Source organism: Cryobacterium soli, from assembly GCF_003611035.1.
In the GTDB taxonomy this organism is placed as follows: domain Bacteria; phylum Actinomycetota; class Actinomycetes; order Actinomycetales; family Microbacteriaceae; genus Cryobacterium; species Cryobacterium soli.
This window is the reverse complement of the sequence record NZ_CP030033.1, coordinates 3,552,647-3,569,068: the sequence shown is the minus strand read 5'-3', so window position 1 is coordinate 3,569,068 and position 16,422 is coordinate 3,552,647. Positions and strand designations below refer to the sequence as shown.

15 protein-coding genes and 1 riboswitch are annotated in these 16,422 nt (G+C 68.6%); of the genes, 4 read left to right on the top strand and 11 right to left on the bottom strand.

The features are described 5' to 3' along the window. Positions 1–48: 48 nt before the first annotated feature. On the bottom strand, positions 49–531 hold the full coding sequence (locus DOE79_RS16555; RefSeq protein WP_120339435.1) for a YbaK/EbsC family protein: 483 nt from the start codon (positions 529–531) through the stop codon (positions 49–51). A gap of 322 nt (positions 532–853) precedes the next feature. On the opposite strand from DOE79_RS16555, the gene DOE79_RS16550 reads away from it, so the two are divergent. Both DOE79_RS16550 and DOE79_RS16545 read left to right on the top strand, forming a co-directional pair. Continuing rightward, positions 854–2,023 (top strand): IS30 family transposase, encoded by a 1,170-nt coding sequence (locus DOE79_RS16550; RefSeq protein WP_120340204.1) that lies wholly within the window; start codon positions 854–856, stop codon positions 2,021–2,023. Between the two features lie 96 nt (positions 2,024–2,119). Continuing rightward, entirely contained in the window at positions 2,120–2,653 is a 534-nt protein-coding gene (locus tag DOE79_RS16545) for a gamma carbonic anhydrase family protein (RefSeq protein WP_066597437.1), read from the top strand. 75 nt (positions 2,654–2,728) lie between these two features. Here the strand turns inward: DOE79_RS16545 and DOE79_RS16540 are convergent, their stop codons facing one another. The 8 genes from DOE79_RS16540 to DOE79_RS16505 form a co-directional block, all read right to left on the bottom strand. Continuing rightward, on the bottom strand, positions 2,729–3,613 hold the full coding sequence (locus tag DOE79_RS16540) for a bifunctional methylenetetrahydrofolate dehydrogenase/methenyltetrahydrofolate cyclohydrolase (protein ID WP_120339434.1): 885 nt from the start codon (positions 3,611–3,613) through the stop codon (positions 2,729–2,731). A 162-nt stretch (positions 3,614–3,775) separates the two neighbouring features. Then, a complete protein-coding gene (gene glyA / locus DOE79_RS16535; protein ID WP_120339433.1) occupies positions 3,776–5,089 on the bottom strand; it encodes a serine hydroxymethyltransferase in 1,314 nt (437 codons plus the stop codon). Positions 5,090–5,104: 15 nt separating this feature from the next. After that, positions 5,105–5,194, bottom strand: a riboswitch (ZMP/ZTP riboswitch). A 5-nt stretch (positions 5,195–5,199) separates the two neighbouring features. Beyond that, positions 5,200–5,538 carry a monovalent cation/H(+) antiporter subunit G gene (mnhG, locus tag DOE79_RS16530; protein ID WP_066597443.1) on the bottom strand — a complete coding sequence of 113 codons (339 nt, stop codon included), beginning with the start codon at positions 5,536–5,538 and terminating at the stop codon, positions 5,200–5,202. Continuing rightward, positions 5,535–5,807, bottom strand: coding sequence for a monovalent cation/H+ antiporter complex subunit F (locus DOE79_RS16525; RefSeq protein ID WP_120339432.1), 273 nt, complete (start codon positions 5,805–5,807; stop codon positions 5,535–5,537). The genes mnhG and DOE79_RS16525 overlap by 4 nt, the downstream gene beginning before the upstream one ends. Beyond that, the gene (locus DOE79_RS16520; RefSeq protein WP_162942807.1) at positions 5,804–6,457 is read right to left on the bottom strand and encodes a Na+/H+ antiporter subunit E; all 654 of its coding nucleotides are present in this window, start codon (positions 6,455–6,457) and stop codon (positions 5,804–5,806) included. The genes DOE79_RS16525 and DOE79_RS16520 overlap by 4 nt, the downstream gene beginning before the upstream one ends. After that, positions 6,454–8,013: a Na+/H+ antiporter subunit D gene (locus DOE79_RS16515; protein WP_120339430.1), complete on the bottom strand. Its 1,560-nt coding sequence runs from the start codon at positions 8,011–8,013 to the stop codon at positions 6,454–6,456. Before DOE79_RS16515 ends, DOE79_RS16520 begins: the two co-directional genes overlap by 4 nt. Further along, entirely contained in the window at positions 8,010–8,552 is a 543-nt protein-coding gene (locus tag DOE79_RS16510; RefSeq protein WP_120339429.1) for a sodium:proton antiporter, read from the bottom strand. The genes DOE79_RS16515 and DOE79_RS16510 overlap by 4 nt, the downstream gene beginning before the upstream one ends. Then, positions 8,549–11,617, bottom strand: a complete 3,069-nt coding sequence (locus DOE79_RS16505) for a Na+/H+ antiporter subunit A (protein WP_120339428.1) — start codon at positions 11,615–11,617, stop codon at positions 8,549–8,551. The genes DOE79_RS16510 and DOE79_RS16505 overlap by 4 nt, the downstream gene beginning before the upstream one ends. 235 nt (positions 11,618–11,852) lie before the next feature. Here DOE79_RS16505 and DOE79_RS16500 point away from each other — a divergent pair, with 235 nt between their 5' ends. Beyond that, positions 11,853–13,310 (top strand): amino acid permease, encoded by a 1,458-nt coding sequence (locus DOE79_RS16500; protein ID WP_245977339.1) that lies wholly within the window; start codon positions 11,853–11,855, stop codon positions 13,308–13,310. A 75-nt stretch (positions 13,311–13,385) separates the two neighbouring features. Here DOE79_RS16500 and DOE79_RS16495 read toward each other — a convergent pair whose 3' ends face one another. Both DOE79_RS16495 and DOE79_RS16490 read right to left on the bottom strand, forming a co-directional pair. Next, on the bottom strand, positions 13,386–14,651 hold the full coding sequence (locus tag DOE79_RS16495; RefSeq protein ID WP_245976985.1) for an MFS transporter: 1,266 nt from the start codon (positions 14,649–14,651) through the stop codon (positions 13,386–13,388). 194 nt (positions 14,652–14,845) lie between these two features. Next, entirely contained in the window at positions 14,846–15,277 is a 432-nt protein-coding gene (locus DOE79_RS16490; protein WP_120339426.1) for a riboflavin kinase, read from the bottom strand. Positions 15,278–15,541: 264 nt separating this feature from the next. Between DOE79_RS16490 and purU the strand changes: the two genes are divergently transcribed. Beyond that, entirely contained in the window at positions 15,542–16,414 is an 873-nt protein-coding gene (purU, locus tag DOE79_RS16485) for a formyltetrahydrofolate deformylase (RefSeq protein ID WP_066597457.1), read from the top strand. Positions 16,415–16,422 lie beyond the last annotated feature (8 nt).

Sequence of the window (16,422 nt, the reverse complement as noted above, 5' to 3'; positions counted from 1 at the left end):
AAGGCGGGAAGTCCGCACGTGAGTCTGAGACGGGCCCGACCTGGACGCCTAAGCGGTCGGAACCACCGGGGTCGCCTCGCCTCCGGTGAGGCGCAGCAGCTCGGCGAACGTGGTGGGAAACACCGTGTGGGCGTGCCCGGCAGCGGCCCAGACCACGGGATAGCCGGCGAGATCCTCGTCGACCAGGGTGCGGATCGGCGACGGATGCCCGACGGGCGCGACTCCGCCGATTACCTGCCCGGTGGCCTCCTTCACGAGGTCTTTTGACGCGCGGCCGATGGTGCCGCCGAGGCGCTCCCCCAGCCAGGCGGTGTCCACCCGGTGTGCGCCAGAGGTGAGCACGAGTAGCGGGTCACCATCGAGGGTGAAGACCAGCGAGTTAGCGATCGCACCCACCTCGATGCCCAACGCAGCGGCCGCGGCGACCGCGGTCGTGGTCGCATCGTCGAACCAGCGGATCTCGGGGTCCACCCCCTGGGCATTCAGTGCCAGACGCACTCTGTCAACGGCGGGATGCGCTGTGTTCACCATCCCTGAATCCTAGAGTCCGCGAAGCGTGAGCACAGCACCCAAAATCCGACTTGGGTTCTAGCGGTCGTTGCAACACCCCGCATATCTGGGAGTTGCAACGACCGTGTCTTGGGGCAAGAGAGTTTCGAAGAATCGTAGGTACTCGCAGGCGGATAGAGATGCGTTCTTTTCCGCTGTCGCCAGGCTCGGAACCCGGGCTGCAGCGGCAGCTGAGCTCGGCTTCAACGAGCGCACCTGTTATGGCTGGAATCCGACCAAAGGCGTCCCTGGTCGTGGGCCACACCCGTGCAAGGACGAGTACCTCCAGTTGCGTGCTGCGGGTATCCGTCGTTCAGAAGCGGCACGGCAGGTCGGCGTGCATGTTCGCACCGCCCATGACTGGGACCGTGGGATCCGACAGTCGGGGCACAAGAGAATTCACCCTGACGGACGGGTGATCGACTACACAAGTGGTGTGACCACGATTGTTCCTTCGGTGCCGGCGGCGCTGGCTGACCCGATCCATGCTCGTTACTTGTCATTGCTCGAACGGGAGAAGATCCGCGACATGACCGTGGCAGGTGCGTCGCTGCGGTCGATCGCGGCGGTGTTGCGCCGGTCGCCATCCACGATCAGTCGGGAAATCGCGCGCAATACCGTGCCTGAGCGCGGCTACCTGCCTTATGCGGCGCACCGCGCCGCTGCCACCCGACGGCCCCGACCCAAGCCCCGGAAGCTGGAAACGTCACCCCGACTGCGCGCGTTCGTCACGACGGGACTGCAATTCCACTGGTCACCAGAACAAATCAGCCACACTCTGATCAAGACTTATCCCGATGATCAGGAGATGCGCGTGACCCACGAGACGATCTACCAAGCCTTGTATCTCCAAGGCCGCGGTGGATTACGCCGGGAACTTACTGCGGCGTTACGCACCGGCCGGGCCCGCCGCAAAACGCAGAACACCGGCGACGCCCGCCGGCCTCGTTTCGTGGACCCCATGGTCATGATCTCCGAGCGTCCTCCCGAAGTCGAGGACCGGGCCGTTCCCGGGCACTGGGAAGGGGACCTCATCACCGGCACCCTCAACCAGAGCGCGATCGGCACTCTGGTCGAACGCACCACCCGCTACGTCATGCTGCTCCACCTGCCCCACGACCACACCGCCGAGTCCGTCCGCGACGCCCTGATCAGCACGATCGGCACCCTGCCCGAGCACCTGCGCGGATCACTGACCTGGGACCAAGGATCAGAAATGGCCGCCCACAGGACGGTCAAGACGGACACCGGTATGAACGTCTACTTCTGCGACCCCGCCAGCCCCTGGCAGCGCGGAACGAACGAGAACACCAACGGGCTCCTGCGCCAATACTTCCCCAAAGGCACAGACCTGAACATCTACGGCCCCGAAGACCTCGAACACGTCGCCCAAGAACTCAACGCCCGCCCACGCAAAACGCTCGACTGGGATACCCCAGCCGAGCGCTTACGTGATCTACTTTTCAGTACCTAAACCATCCGGTGTTGCAACGACCACTGGAAACCGCCCGAGATTTTCGGGGCATATCTCACAGTTCGCGGGGCGTGGATGCGCAACTAGGGTGGAGCCATGACCGCCGACAACGCCGCCCGCCTCATCACCCTGCCCGACCGTCCGGGGCCGCACGTGGCCGAGAGCGCGTTCGTCGCCGCCGGTGCCGTGCTGGTGGGCAACGTGAGCCTGGCCGAGCACGCGAGCGTCTGGTACAACGCGGTGCTACGTGCCGAGGCCGAACCGATCCGCATCGGCGCGGGCTCCAACCTGCAGGACAACGTCTCCTGCCACGTCGACGGCGGCTTCCCGCTCATCGTCGGCCGCGACGTCTCGGTGGGTCACGGCGCGGTGCTACACGGTTGCACGGTCGAGGACGGCGCCCTGATCGGCATGGCCGCCACGGTGCTCAATGGGGCCGTGATCGGCGCCGGGTCGCTCGTGGCCGCCGGGGCCGTGGTGCTCGAGGGCACCATCGTGCCGCCCGGCTCGCTCGTGGCCGGCGTACCGGCCAAGGTGCGACGGGAGCTCACCGCCGACGAGATCGACGGCATCCGTCACAACGCCGAGAACTACCTCGGCCACGCAGCCCTGCACCGCCTCGCGACCTGACCCACCCCCCGCGACCCGTGACTTGGGCCCCAGAATCGTGCCGATTTTGGGGCCACAGTTCGCGGGGACAGGGGGCTAGGGCTTGAGGAGGCGCTCGGAGGCCTTGACCACGTTGGCGAGGAGCATGGCGCGGGTCATCGGGCCCACTCCGCGGGGGTTCGGCGAGAGGTGTCCGGCCACCGAGGCGACGTCGGGGTGCACGTCTCCGGTAAGCACGCCCTTGCCGGTCTCCGGGTCCTCCACGCGGGTGATGCCCACGTCGAGCACGGCGGCGCCGGGCTTGATCCAGTCGGCCTGCACGAGGTGCGGCACGCCCACAGCGGCCACGACGATGTCGGCGCGGCGCACCTCGCCGGCCAGGTCGACCGTGCGGGAGTGGGTGAGGGTGACGGTGGCGTCCAGGCCCTTGCGGGTGAAGAGCAGGCCCAGCGGGCGGCCCACGGTGAGGCCGCGGCCGATGACGACCACGTTCTTGCCGGCGATGGGCACCTCGTAGCGGCGCAGCAGTTCCACGATGCCGGCGGGGGTGCACGGCAGCGGCGAGTCGAGCTCGCCCTCGATGCCCAGCACCAGGCGGCCCAGGTTGGTGGGGTGCAGGCCGTCGGCGTCCTTGGCCGGGTCCATCAGCTCGAGCATGGCGTTCTCGTTGTGGCCCACGGGCAACGGCAGCTGGATGATGTAACCGGTGACCTCGCGGGCGGCGTTGAGGTCCGTGATCGCGGCGCGCACATCCGCCGAGGTGGCGGAGCCGGGCAGGTCGATGCGGATGGACTCGATACCCACCTCGGCGCAGTCGCGGTGCTTGCCGGCCACGTAGGAGCGGCTGCCCGGATCGTCGCCGACGAGCAGGGTGCCGAGGCCCGGCACGATGCCGTGCGCGGCCAGCGCGCGCACGCGCTCGGCGAGTTCGAGCTTGACCTGGGTCGCGGTGGCGACGCCGTCGAGGGTGAGTGCGGTCATGCGAAATCCGATCTGTCGGTGGTGCTGCGCGGCTGCCGCAGGGCGGCAGGACCACGCCGAACGCGCATCGGTCCGGCGCCTCCGGGGCGCGGGCGATGGCCGGTGCGGGTGGTGACGGATGCGCTCACGCGAGGCTCAGCATCCGTCACCGCCCGAGAAGGCCTACTGGGAGAGGCCGGGGTAGAGCGGGAACGCGTCGGTGAGGCCCTTCACCCGGGCGCGGAGCGCGGGGATGTCGGCGCCGGGCTTGAGGGCCTCGGCGATGACGTCGGAGACCACGGTGAACTCGGCGTCGCCGAAACCACGGGTGGCCAGGGCGGGCGTGCCGATGCGGAGGCCAGAGGTGACCATCGGCGGGCGCGGGTCGAACGGCACCGAGTTGCGGTTGACGGTGATGCCCACCTCGTGCAGCGCGTCTTCGGCCTGCTGGCCGTTGATCTCAGAGTGGCGCAGGTCGGCGAGCACCAGGTGCACGTCGGTGCCGCCGGTGAGCACGTCGATGCCTGCGGCGCGGGAGTCGTCGGCGGTGAGGCGGTCGGCGAGGATCCGGGCGCCGCGGAGGGTGCGCTCCTGGCGTTCCTTGAACTCGGGGGTTGCGGCGAGCTTGAACGCGGTTGCCTTGGCGGCGATCACGTGCATGAGCGGGCCGCCCTGCTGGCCGGGGAAGACGTTGGAGTTGAGCTTCTTTGCCAGCGCGGTGTCGCGGGAGAGGATGAAGCCCGAGCGCGGGCCCGCGAGGGTCTTGTGCACGGTGCTGGACACGACGTCGGCGTAGGGCACCGGTGACGGGTGGAGGCCTGCGGCGACGAGGCCGGCGAAGTGGGCCATGTCGACCCAGAGCTTGGCGCCCACCTCGTCGGCGATGGCGCGGAACGCGGCGAAGTCGAGCTGGCGGGGGTACGCCGACCAGCCGGCGATGATGACCTGCGGCTTGTGCTCGAGGGCCTTATCGCGCACCACGTCCATGTCGACGCGGAAGGTCTCCGGGTCGACGCCGTAGGCGACCGGGTTGTAGAGCTTGCCGGAGAAGTTGAGCTTCATCCCGTGGGTGAGGTGGCCGCCGTGCGCGAGCTCCAGGCCCAGGATGGTGTCGCCTGGCGTGGCGATCGCGGAGAGCACCGCGGCGTTGGCGGTGGCACCGGAGTGCGGCTGCACGTTCGCGTACTCGGCGCCGAAGAGGCTCTTGGCACGGTCGATGGCGAGCTGCTCGGCCACGTCGACGTACTCGCAGCCGCCGTAGTAGCGGCGGCCCGGGTAGCCCTCGGCGTACTTGTTGGTGAGCACCGACCCCTGCGACTGCAGGATGGCGCGGGGCACGAAGTTCTCGCTGGCGATCATCTCGAGGTAGTCGCGCTGGCGACCGAGCTCGAGCTCGAGGATCGCGGCGATCTCGGGGTCGACGACCTCGAGGGAGTCGTTGAAGGTGGAGGGTACGGAACTAGTCAGCACAGTGTCGGACACGGGAGAACTCCTCATACATATAGATGGATGTGTCGTGGCCCAGGCGTGCGGCCACTAACCGTGTCAGTCGCTCCCCGATGGTGACCCATCTTTCGTGCTACGCCAGTTGCGACTCGGCCATACTATCAGCCGCGTGCGTCCCGGAGCTCGTCGAGCACCAGCAAATCCGGCCGCAGGTGGTCGGTCTGGTACGCGGCACGGGCCACCAGGTGCGCCGCCATCGGCGCGGTGAGCGACTGGAACAGCACGATCGCGACGACGAGGGTGACGGTGCCGACGCTGAAGTTCGTCACCGCGATGTCGAGGGTGACCGCCATCAGGCCGAGGATCTGGGGCTTCGTGGCCGAGTGCAGCCGGGTGAGCACGTCGGGGAAGCGGAGCAGGCCGACGCCGGCGGCCAGGCACATCACGGCGGCGAGCAGCACCAGGACGGCGGTGACCACGTCGCTCCAGACGGCGCTCATGCGCGGTCCCGTCCGGGCAGGAACCGGGCCACGCTGAGCGAGCCGAGCACCGCGAAGAGGGCCAGCACGAGCAGCACCGGCAGGTTGTCGGTGTGCCGGTTGAACGCCATCTCGGCGCCCAGGGCGCAGATGATGGTGGCCACGAGCACGTCGGAGGCGATCACCCGGTCGAGCACGCTCGGTCCACGGATGATGCGGTAGACGGCGGCCAGGGCGCCGGCGCCGAACAGGATTCCGGCGACGACGGCAACGATGTCCATGGGGGTCATACGGTGGCTCCGTTCTCGGGACCGGTGGAGGAGGGCGTGCCGGGGCCGTGCGGGGCGTGCGGGCCAGGGGCGCCGGGGGCACCGTCGCTGCGTTCCTCGTCGGCGCGCACCTGGCAGACCCGCTCCACATCTTCGCGCGAACCGAAGGCCATCACGATACGACGTTCGGTCGCGAGCACCCGGGCGCGGAAGGCGTCGGCCTCCACCTCGTCGTGCATGTTGATGACGTGCAGGTACAGGGTCGAGTCGACCCGCTCGATGTCCACCACGATGGAGCCCGGCACGATCGAGGTGGCCACGGCGGTCCAGGTGAGGATCAGGTCACTCCGGGTGCGCAGGTGCACGGCCAGGATCGCGTTGCTCGGCGTGTAGCCCGGTCCGAGGGCGAGCCAGGACACATCCACGGATGCCCGCACGATGTCCCAGATCAGTTTGACGAACAGCCAGACGCTGCGCCACAGGTTGATCCGGCCGCTGAGCTGCACCGCAGGCAGGTAGAACACGACGGAGACCACGGCCGCGAAGACCGCGCCGGTGACGAGGTTCAGCCAGGAGAACTTGCCCCAGAGCAACGACCAGAGCAGCACCAGGCCGAGGAACAGGGGCAGCTGGCTGATCAGTCCGCCGAGGCGTTCGCGTACGCTGCTCACGGGGTGCCTCCCGGGAAGACGGCGTCGATGTAGACCGACGGGTCGGAGATGTTCTCCGCGGCGCGGGTGGCCAGGTCGAATGCAGGGCCGGCGAAGACGGTCAGGCTCACGGTGAGGGCGAGCATGGTGGCGGTCGCCGCGGTCATCAGCGCGGAGGTGGTCTTGGTGGTGACCGTGCCCTCGTCGTGCGGGTCGTCCTGCAGGGCGTCGAGCACGGCGGAGTCGTAGTTCTCCACGTCCCGTCGCGGTCGCCAGAACGCCATGTTCCAGGCGCGGGCCAGCGCGTACAGGGTGAGCAGCGAGGTGGCCGCTCCCCCGGCGAGCAGCACGTAGCTGAGGGCGCCGCCCACCTGCACACCCGCGTCGAACAGGGCCACCTTGCCGAGGAACCCGGAGAACGGCGGGATGCCGCCGAGGTTGAGCGCTCCGATGAAGAACAGGACGGCGACCAGCGGCGCGGCCTTGAGCATCCCGCCCAAGCGGGCCAGAGAGGTGGTGCCGCCGATACGTTCGATCAGGCCCGCGCAGAGGAACAGCGTGGTCTGGATCATGATGTGGTGCACGACGTAGAAGATGGTGGCCGCGATCGCCGCCTCGGTGCCAAGGGCGATACCGAAGATCATGTAACCGATGTGGCTCACCAGGGTGAACGACAGCAACCGTTTGATGTCGGCCTGGGCGAGCGCGCCGAAGATGCCGATCACCATGGTGAGCAGCGCCACGATCATCAGCGGCAGCGAGAACTGGTTGTCGGGGAACAACAACGTCTGGGTGCGCAGGATGGCGTACACGCCCACCTTGGTGAGCAGGCCCGCGAATACCGCCGTGACCGGGGCCGGCGCGGTCGGGTACGAATCCGGCAGCCAGAACGACAGCGGGAACACGGCCGCCTTCACGCTGAACGCGATGAGCAGCATCAGCCCGAGGATCATCTGCACGTCCCCGGGCAGCTGCGGGATGCGCTCGGCCAGCAGCGCCAGCGTCACTGTTCCGGTCGCGCCGTAGATGAGCGCGATGGCCGACAGGAACAGGATCGACGAGATCAGGCTGACGACGATGTACGTGACGCCGGCCCGGATTCGCGCCCCCGTGCCGCCGAGGGTGAGCAGCACGTAACTGGCCGAGAGCAGCATCTCGAAGCCCACGTACATGTTGAACAGGTCGCCGGCGATGAACGCGTTGAACAGACCCGCCGACAGCACCAGATAGGTGGGGTGGAAGATCGACACCGGGGTCTCCCGGTTGCTGTCGACGATGCCCTGGCCCACGGCGAAGAGCAGCACGCCGAGCAGCATCAGGGCCGACACGAGCAGCATGATGGCCGACAGACGGTCCACGACGAGCACGATGCCGAACGGTGGCTGCCAGCCGCCCACGTTCACCACGGCCGGGCCGTGCTGGTCGACGAGCACCAACAGGATGCTGCTGATCACGACGACCGCGGAGAGCGTGAGCACGCTCACGGCCACCTGGTAGCGGGAGCGGCGGCCGAGCGCGATGGCGAGGGCGGCACCGAGAAGCGGGATGGCGACGACGAGGGGCACGAGTACGTTCATCGGGTGCCGCCCTCGCGGTCGGTGTGCGCGGCGTCGCCGGCGGCGGGTGCGCGTTCGTCGGAGCGGTCGGTGGCGTCGGGGGCCGAGCTGTCGTCGTCGCTGCCGTCCTCGCTGGCGTCGAGCGACGCCTGCACGGCGGCCTCGTCGTCGCTCGACGATCGGAAGGTGAGTTCGGAGTCCTCGGTGGTGTCCGCCGCGTGCTCGTCGGTGAGGGTGTCGCCCTCGTCGCCGAGCTGGGCCAGCCACCAGGATCGGTAGATCAGGGCGAGCAGCAGGGCCGTGATACCGAAGTTGATCACGATGGCGGTGAGCATCAGCACCTGCGGCAGCGGGTCGACCATGGTGTCGTCCAGGGACGTGCCCGTGACGATCGGCGAACTGCCGGGCCGGCCGCTCATGATGAAGATCAGCAGGTTGGTGGCGTTGCCCACCAGCAGGAACCCGATCAGCACCCGGGTGAGGCTGCGTTCGAGCATGATGTAGATGCCCGCGGCGTACATCGCGGCCATGACGATCACGAGGGTCAGAGAGGCGCTCATCGGGTGCCTCCTGCCGGTGTGCCGTCGGTCGCCGTGTCGGCGGGCTGGGTGATCGGGGAGGTCTCAGGTCCGGTGCCCGGTGCCGGGGCCTCTGCGGATGTCCACTCGGACGAGGCGTCGAACCCCATCGCGTCACCGGCGTCGCTGGAGGCGTTGCCGATGGCGGGAACGGGCTGGTCCGGGTCGTCGTCGCCGGGCTCGTCCAGCTCGCTCTGCCGGTCGATCTCGCTGCCGAGGCTGCGCAGGATGTCCAGGCTCAGGCCGATCACGACGAGGTAGACCCCGATGTCGAAGATGCTGGAGGTGCCGAAGGAGAGGTGCCCGAGCAGCGGCACGTCGGCCTGGAAGTACGCGGACTCGAGCGGGGTGCCCGAGATGAAGATCGACCCGACGGCGGTTCCGACGGCGAGCAACACGCCGAGCCCGAGGATCTTGCCCGGGTCGATGGGCACGGCTTCGCCCAGTTCGTACCGGCCGCCGGCCAGGTACCGGGCCACGAGGGCCAGGCCGGCCAGGAGACCGCCGGCGAACCCTCCGCCGGGCAGGTTGTGGCCGGCGAAGAGCAGGTAGATCGACACGACGATCGCGGGGTGGAACAGGAGCCGGACGAGCACCTCGATGAGGATCGACCGGTTCTGGGCGGACTGCGTGCGCCCACCGAGCAGCCAGGACTGCCGGGTCACGGCATGCCCGGCGGAACTCGCGTGCGGGTCGGCCACGATGCGGCGGCGGTTCTTCGGCTCGCGACGCTTGCGGGATTCCCGCAGGCGCGGCATCTGCTCGCTGCGGCCGGAGACGAACAGCAGGCTGGCGACGCCGGTGGCCACGACGATGAGCACCGAGATCTCGCCCATGGTGTCCCAGGCACGGATGTCGACGAGCATGACGTTCACGATGTTGTTGCCGTGGCCCTCCACGACGGACAACCGGGCCAGGTCCTTGGCCATGTCGGGCCATTGGCGGGAGCCGAGCGCGATGACGGCGATGGTGCCCATGGTCAGGCCCACCAGGATGCCGATGAGGGCGCGCCGGCGGCGGTGCATGGGCCGGTTGTGCTGCGCGATGCGGCTGGGCAGGCGGCGCAGCACGAGCACCACCACCACGAGGGTGATCGACTCGACGAGGGCCTGGGTGAGCGCCAGGTCGGGGGCGCCGTGGAAGGCGAACAGGGCGACCAGCCCGTACCCGGTGACGCCGGCCAGCAGCACCGCGGTCATCCGCTGCCCGACCCGGGCGGCCATCACGGCGGCGATGATCATGACCAGGCCGATGATGACCTGGGCCGGGTAGTCCCAGAGCACCACGGCGTCGGGCCAGGTGCGGTTGACGAAGGAGACCGCGCCGAGGGCCAGCACGAACACCACGAGGATGGTCGAGAGGTACTGCGGCAGGCCGCCCCTCTGGGCGAGGTGGGTGGTGCGGGCGGCGATTCTGTCGACGAAGCGCACGGTGTGGCCGTAGCCGTGGCCGGCGTCGACCCAGGCGGGCACCGTGGCCTGCCACCGGGCCACGCGCTTGCGCTGCCAGAAGATGACGAGGCCGAGCGCCACGACCACGATGCTGAGGAACAGCGCCGGTTCGAAACCGTGCCAGAGCATGAGGTGCGCCTCACCCTCGCCGGGCATGGTGTCGGCGTATTGGGCGAGCACCGGGTCGAGCAGGAAGACGAACGGGCCGAGCACGATCGTGGCGACGGTGAGGATGCCGGGGGCCAGCATGAAATCCCACCGGCTGGAGTGCATCGGGGTATCGCTGATCGACGGGCGGGTGCCGAACGCGCCCCAGAAGAACTTGGCGCTGTAGGCGACCGTGAGCACGGACCCGATCGCGGTGCCGGCCAGGGCGATCCAGCCCCAGCCGTCGCCGGCCTGGCCGGCTTCGAGGAACGCGGTGAAGACGGATTCCTTGGCCACGAAGCCGAGCAGCGGCGGCAGCCCGGCCATCGACGCGACGGCGATGAGCGCGATTGCGGCCAGCGCCGGTTCGCGTCGGCCGATGCCGGAGAGCTTGCGCCAGTCGCGGGTGCCGGCGCGATGGTCGATGATGCCCACCACGAGGAAGAGGGTGGCCTTGTACAGCGCATGCGCGAGCAGCAACGCCACTCCGGCGAGGGCGGCATCACGGGTGCCGAAGCCCACGACAACCATGAGGAAGCCGAGTTGGCTGACGGTGCCGTAGGCGAGCATCAGCTTGATGTCGTGCTGGCGCAGCGACCGCCAGGCCCCCACGAGCATGGTCCACACGCCGATGGTCACCAGGACCGGAAGCCAGCCGGGTGAGTCGGCGTAGCCGGGCGCGAAGCGGGCGGTGAGGTAGATACCGGCCTTCACCATGGCGGCGGCGTGCAGGTAGGCGCTCACCGGGGTGGGTGCGGCCATTGCGGCGGGCAGCCAGAAGTGGAACGGGATGAGCGCGGACTTCGACAGGGCGCCGACGAGGATCAGCAGCACCGCCCAGATGGCGACCGGCGTGCCGGTGGGGTTCGCCACGATCGCGGCCAGCGAGGTGGTTCCGGCGTCGACGGAGATCATCACGACGCCGATCAGCATGACCAGGCCGCCGAAGGTGGTCACCAGAAGAGCCTGCAGGGCGGCACCGCGGCTCTCCCGCTTGGCGGTGTAGTGCCCGATCAGAAGGTACGAGAGCACGCTGGTGATTTCCCAGAACATGAACATGACCAGGATGTCGTCGGCGGTGACGAGCCCGTACATGGTGCCGGCGAAGGCCAGCAGCAGCGCGGCGAACCGGCCAAGGCTCGGCTCGTCGGCGTCGAAGTAGCGGGCGCAGTAGATGAGCACCAGGGCGCCGACACCGGTCACGACGAGAGCGAGCAGCCAGGCGAGCGCATCCACCCGGAAGGACAGGCTGATGCCCAGCGACGGGATCCACGGGATGCTCTCGGTGGCGGCTCCGCCGGCGGCGACGGTGCTGGTCTGGGTGAGGGTGTAGCCGAACGCGATCGCGGGCAGAACGGCGACCACATAAAAAACGCGCAACCCGAGCAGGCGGGTGAGCGTGGGAGTCAGCACGGAAACGAGCAGGAAAACCAGGAGGATTGTCGCCATGCGGCCTCCCGGCTCTCTATAAAAGAGTGTCGTCTCTACGGTCAGAGTGTCGGTATCCAGTGTACAGGAGTAGGCCTTTCGACCCTGACCATGCATTAGCCGTCGGCTAGGGTTGCCGCAACCCCCAGAACGGATGCGTCACGTGAGCACCAGCACCACCGGGCCGGATCGGCCGGAGAACGACGTCACCCCCACCGACCGCCCCGCGCACCACTCCGGGCACGACGAAACGCCGCTGGAGCACATCGACGACGCGTTGAGTGTGCACGAGGACCAGGGCCTGCATAAGGGGCTCAAGGCCCGGCATGTACAGATGATCGCGATCGGTGGCGCCATCGGCACCGGGCTGTTCCTCGGTGCAGGCGGACGGCTCGCCAGCGCAGGTCCCGCCCTGGTGTTCGTGTATGCCATCTGCGGTTTCTTCGCGTTCCTCATCCTGCGGGCGCTTGGCGAGCTGGTGCTGCACCGGCCCACCTCTGGCTCCTTCGTCTCGTACGCGCGGGAGTTCTTCGGTGAGAAGACCGCGTTCGTCACCGGGTGGCTGTACTGGCTCAACTGGGCGATGACGGCCATCGTGGACGTGACGGCGGTGGCGCTGTACATGGACTTCTTCGGCCGCTACTGGGCGCCGTTCGGCGAGGTGCCGCAGTGGTTGTTCGCGCTGATCGCGCTGGCCGTGGTGATGAGCCTCAACCTGCTCTCCGTCACGGTGTTCGGCGAGCTGGAGTTCTGGTTCGCGCTGATCAAGGTCGTCGCGATCGTGGTGTTCCTGCTGGTCGGCACCTGGATGGTCATCTTCGGCACCCCGGTGGAAGGAGCCGCCGTTGGCTTCTCGCTCATTTCCGACAACGGCGGCTGGCTACCCAACGGTTTGCTGGCCTCGGTGCTCGTGGTGCAGGGCGTGGTCTTCGCCTACGCGTCGATCGAGCTGATCGGTACCACCGCCGGCGAGACCGAGAACCCGGAAAAGGTGATGCCCAAGGCCATCAACACGGTCATCGTGCGCATCGCGGTGTTCTACGTCGGCTCGATCCTGCTGCTCTCACTGTTGTTGCCGTATACGGCATATGAGGCCGGAGTGAGCCCGTTCGTGACGTTCTTCGGCTCGATCGGCATCGACGGGGTCGATGTGATCATGAACCTTGTAGTGCTCACCGCGGCACTCTCGTCGCTGAATGCCGGACTGTATTCCACCGGGCGCATCCTCCGGTCCATGTCGCTGGCCGGGTCGGCGCCGCGCTTCGCCGGCAAGGTGAGCCGTAACGGGGTACCGTTCGGCGGCATCCTGCTCACCGGTGTGGTCACGCTGCTCGGGGTGGCACTGAATGCTGTCGTACCTGACGAGGCGTTCGAGATCGTGCTGAACATGGCCGCGATCGGCATCATCAGCGCGTGGGGCATGATCGTGCTCTGCCAGATGCGGCTGCAGGCCTGGGCCAAGGCGGGCATCCTCACCCGGCCGGCGTTCCGGATGCCCGGCGCCCCGTTCACCGGCTACCTCACCCTGGCGTTCCTGGCCACGGTTCTCGTGCTGATGGCCTTCGACTGGCCGGTCGGCACGCTCACGATCAGTTCGCTGGGCCTGATCATCCCGGCGCTGGTGCTGGGCTGGTACGCCTGCCGCGGCCGCATCCTCGAGATCGCGGCGTCCCGTCCCCCGCTGCCGGCTCGCGGGGCATCCTCACGCCCCTAACTGGTCCCCGTCCGGACAGCTGCGCCCGGCACGCCGGACGCAGTGGTCCGATTCGGCAACAGTCGTGGGGCGGGGTCAGAGCGCGCGGCGGCGGATGACGACGTCGCTGGCCAGCACGAGCGCCAGGGCGAGCACGATGATGCCCACGTAGACGAACGGCACGGAGCCCAGGCCCACCTGATCGAGCAGGAAGGCGCCCACGAACGCGCCCAGGCCGATGCCGACGTTGAACGCGGTGGTGTAGACGGCGCTGGCGGTGTCGCGGATGCGCACCGACGCGGTGTGCAGCAACCGGGTCTGCAGCAGCGGCGGGAAGGTGCCGAACGCGAGGCCCCAGACCAGGAAGGCGCCGATCGCCACGGGCAGCGTCTGGGTGAACAGCGCCAACACGGTGACGCTGACGACCGTCACCGACATCCCGAGCACCAGGCCCAGCTGCGGGCGCTTGCTGAATACGACGCCGCTGATGAACAGGCCGAGCGCGCCGGCGATGCCGTACGCGAACAGGAGCGGGGCGACGGCGTCGCTGCCCACACCGAGGGTGTCGCTGAGGAACGGCGCGATGTAGGTGTAGAAGGTGTAGTGGCCGATCATCGTGAGCGCGGTGATCACGCAGACCAGCGCGACCGGGCCGATGGTGGGGTCGCGGGGCAGCTTGGCCACCGTGATGGTTCCGGTCGCCGTCGTGACGGACTCGGTGCGCTTGCCGGTGTAGTGCTCGACCTTGGGCAGGAACCGCCAGATCACCACGGCGCCCACGAGCATCAGCCCGGCGAGCACGATGAACGAGAGCCGCCAGCCGAGCAGGTGGCCGAGGAAGGTGCCCAGCGGCACACCGAACACGAACGCGAGGGTGCCGCCGGCGATGGTGATCGACACGGCCCTGGCGATCTGATCCTTGGGCACGAGGTGCGCGGAGTAGGCGCCCACGACGCCCCAGAACAGGCCGTGCGCCAGTCCGCCGATCACCCGGGAGATGACGACGAAGGTGTAGTCGGGCGCGATGGCGGTGAGCACGTTGCTCAACGCGAACACGATGAGCACGAGAACGATCAGGCCGTGCCGGGGCATCCGTCGGGTCAGGAGTGCCAGCGGCGTGCTGGTGAGCACGACCGTGAACGCGAACCAGGACACGAGCAGGCCCACGTCGGACTGGCTGACCCCGAGCGAGGTGCTCATTTCGGGCAGCAGGCCGGTGGGCAGCATCTCGGAGGTGACCGAGAGGAAGACGGCGGCGGAGAGGGCGATCAGGCCGATCCACGGGAAGGCTCCGGTGGGGGCCTTCTGGTCGGGGCGGGGCATACCGGTGGACGGCAGCGAGATGGGCGCAGTAAATGACATGGGTGCTGTGGCTCACAGACAGGTTCCGCTTGCCCTCGGCTCCGGCGGCTGTCACGGCCGGGCTGAGCGGGTTCTTCAAGCGGTGCGCGCCGACGTGCGCGCCCGGGGCCAAGCGTGTTCCGCCGGCCGTGAACCAGCCTAGCCGGATATCTCGTCGGCGCGTTGTTTCCGGTGCACGGTGTGGCTCGGTGACCTCAGGCGGCGGCGCGGGCCCCGGCGGCGTACCAGTCCCGGGTGTTCTGCACGTCGACGGCGAGCTGGTCGACGAGGGCGGGCGTGTCGACGAAGGCCACCTCGGCGCGCAGGAACAGCCGCAGCTCAACGGACAGTTCCTGCCCATAGAGGTCGCCGGCGAAGTCGAGCAGGTGCGCTTCGAGCAGCGGATGCCCGGCGTCGCCGTAATACGTGGGCCGCGTGCCCACCGACACGGCGGCGAGCACGCCGGCGGCCGGCAGCCCCGCGCCGTGCACGATGGCGGCCCAGATGCCGGTGTGCGCCATCAAGTCGGGCACCTCGATGTTCGCGGTGGGGAAGCCGATCACCCGGCCCCAGGCGTTGCCGTGGATGACGGTTCCGGTGATGGTCGTCGGCCGAGTATCGAGCGCCCGCAGGGTTCCTTCGGTCATCGTGTGTCTACCTTCCGCTTCGCGTCATTCCTGGGTACCTCGGCAGTGTGGCTGCCTGGTGTCTATCTCAGCATCCGGGAGTTTCGTCGCTGCAACCACCACGTTGCCGGATTATTGCGCCGCTTTACGTGCTCTCCCGGCCGCTGAATTCCGGCCTGCACTCGGGGATAACGCGCTGGCATCCGTCGCATTCCCGAGCGCCGCACCCGGATCGCCGCGGGATGCGCCGCCGAGCACGCTCGCCGCGCCGGGTAATCTGGTGCGATGAACCCCAGCCTGCCGCCCGCGCACCATCACCACCTGGTCGTCACCCTCGTCTGCCCCGACCAGCCGGGCATCGTGCACGACGTCAGCGGCGCCATCGTGGGCGCCCGCGGCAACATCACCGAGAGCCAGCAGTTCTCCAGCGCCGACACCGGCCGGTTCTTCATCCGCCTGCAGGTGGAATCCCCGGCGGACCGCGCCGAGATGCAGGCCGCACTCGCGCCCGTGGTGGAGAAGTACGGCATGGCGTCGGTGATCGACGTCGTCGGCCGGCCGCTGCGCACCCTGGTGCTCGCGTCCACCGCCGGGCACTGCGTCAACGACCTGCTCTTCCGTCAGCGCGGCGGCCAGCTGCCCGTGGAGGTGCCCCTGGTGCTCAGCAACCACGGCACCCTGCGCGACCTGGTCGGCTTCTACGGGGTGCCGTTCGAGTCGCTGCCGATCACGGATGCGGCGAGCAAGGCCGCCTTCGAGGCCCGCGTCGTCGAGGCCGTCGAGGAGTTCGACATCGAACTGGTGGTGCTGGCCCGCTACATGCAGATCCTCTCCCCCGAACTCTGCGCCTACCTCGAGGGCCGCGCCATCAACATCCACCACTCGTTCCTGCCCGGCTTCAAGGGCGCCAACCCGTACAAGCAGGCGCACGCCCGCGGGGTGAAGCTCATCGGCGCCACGGCGCACTTCGTCACGAGCGAGCTCGACGAGGGCCCGATCGTCGAGCAGAACGTCGTGCGGGTGGACCACTCCCGCACGCCCGCCGAGCTCGTCGCGATCGGGCAGGACGAGGAGAGTCGCACGCTCACCCAGGCCGTGAAGTGGTTCGCCGAGAACCGGGTGCTGCTCGACGGAGTGCGCACCATCATCTTCAAGTAGCCTCGCCG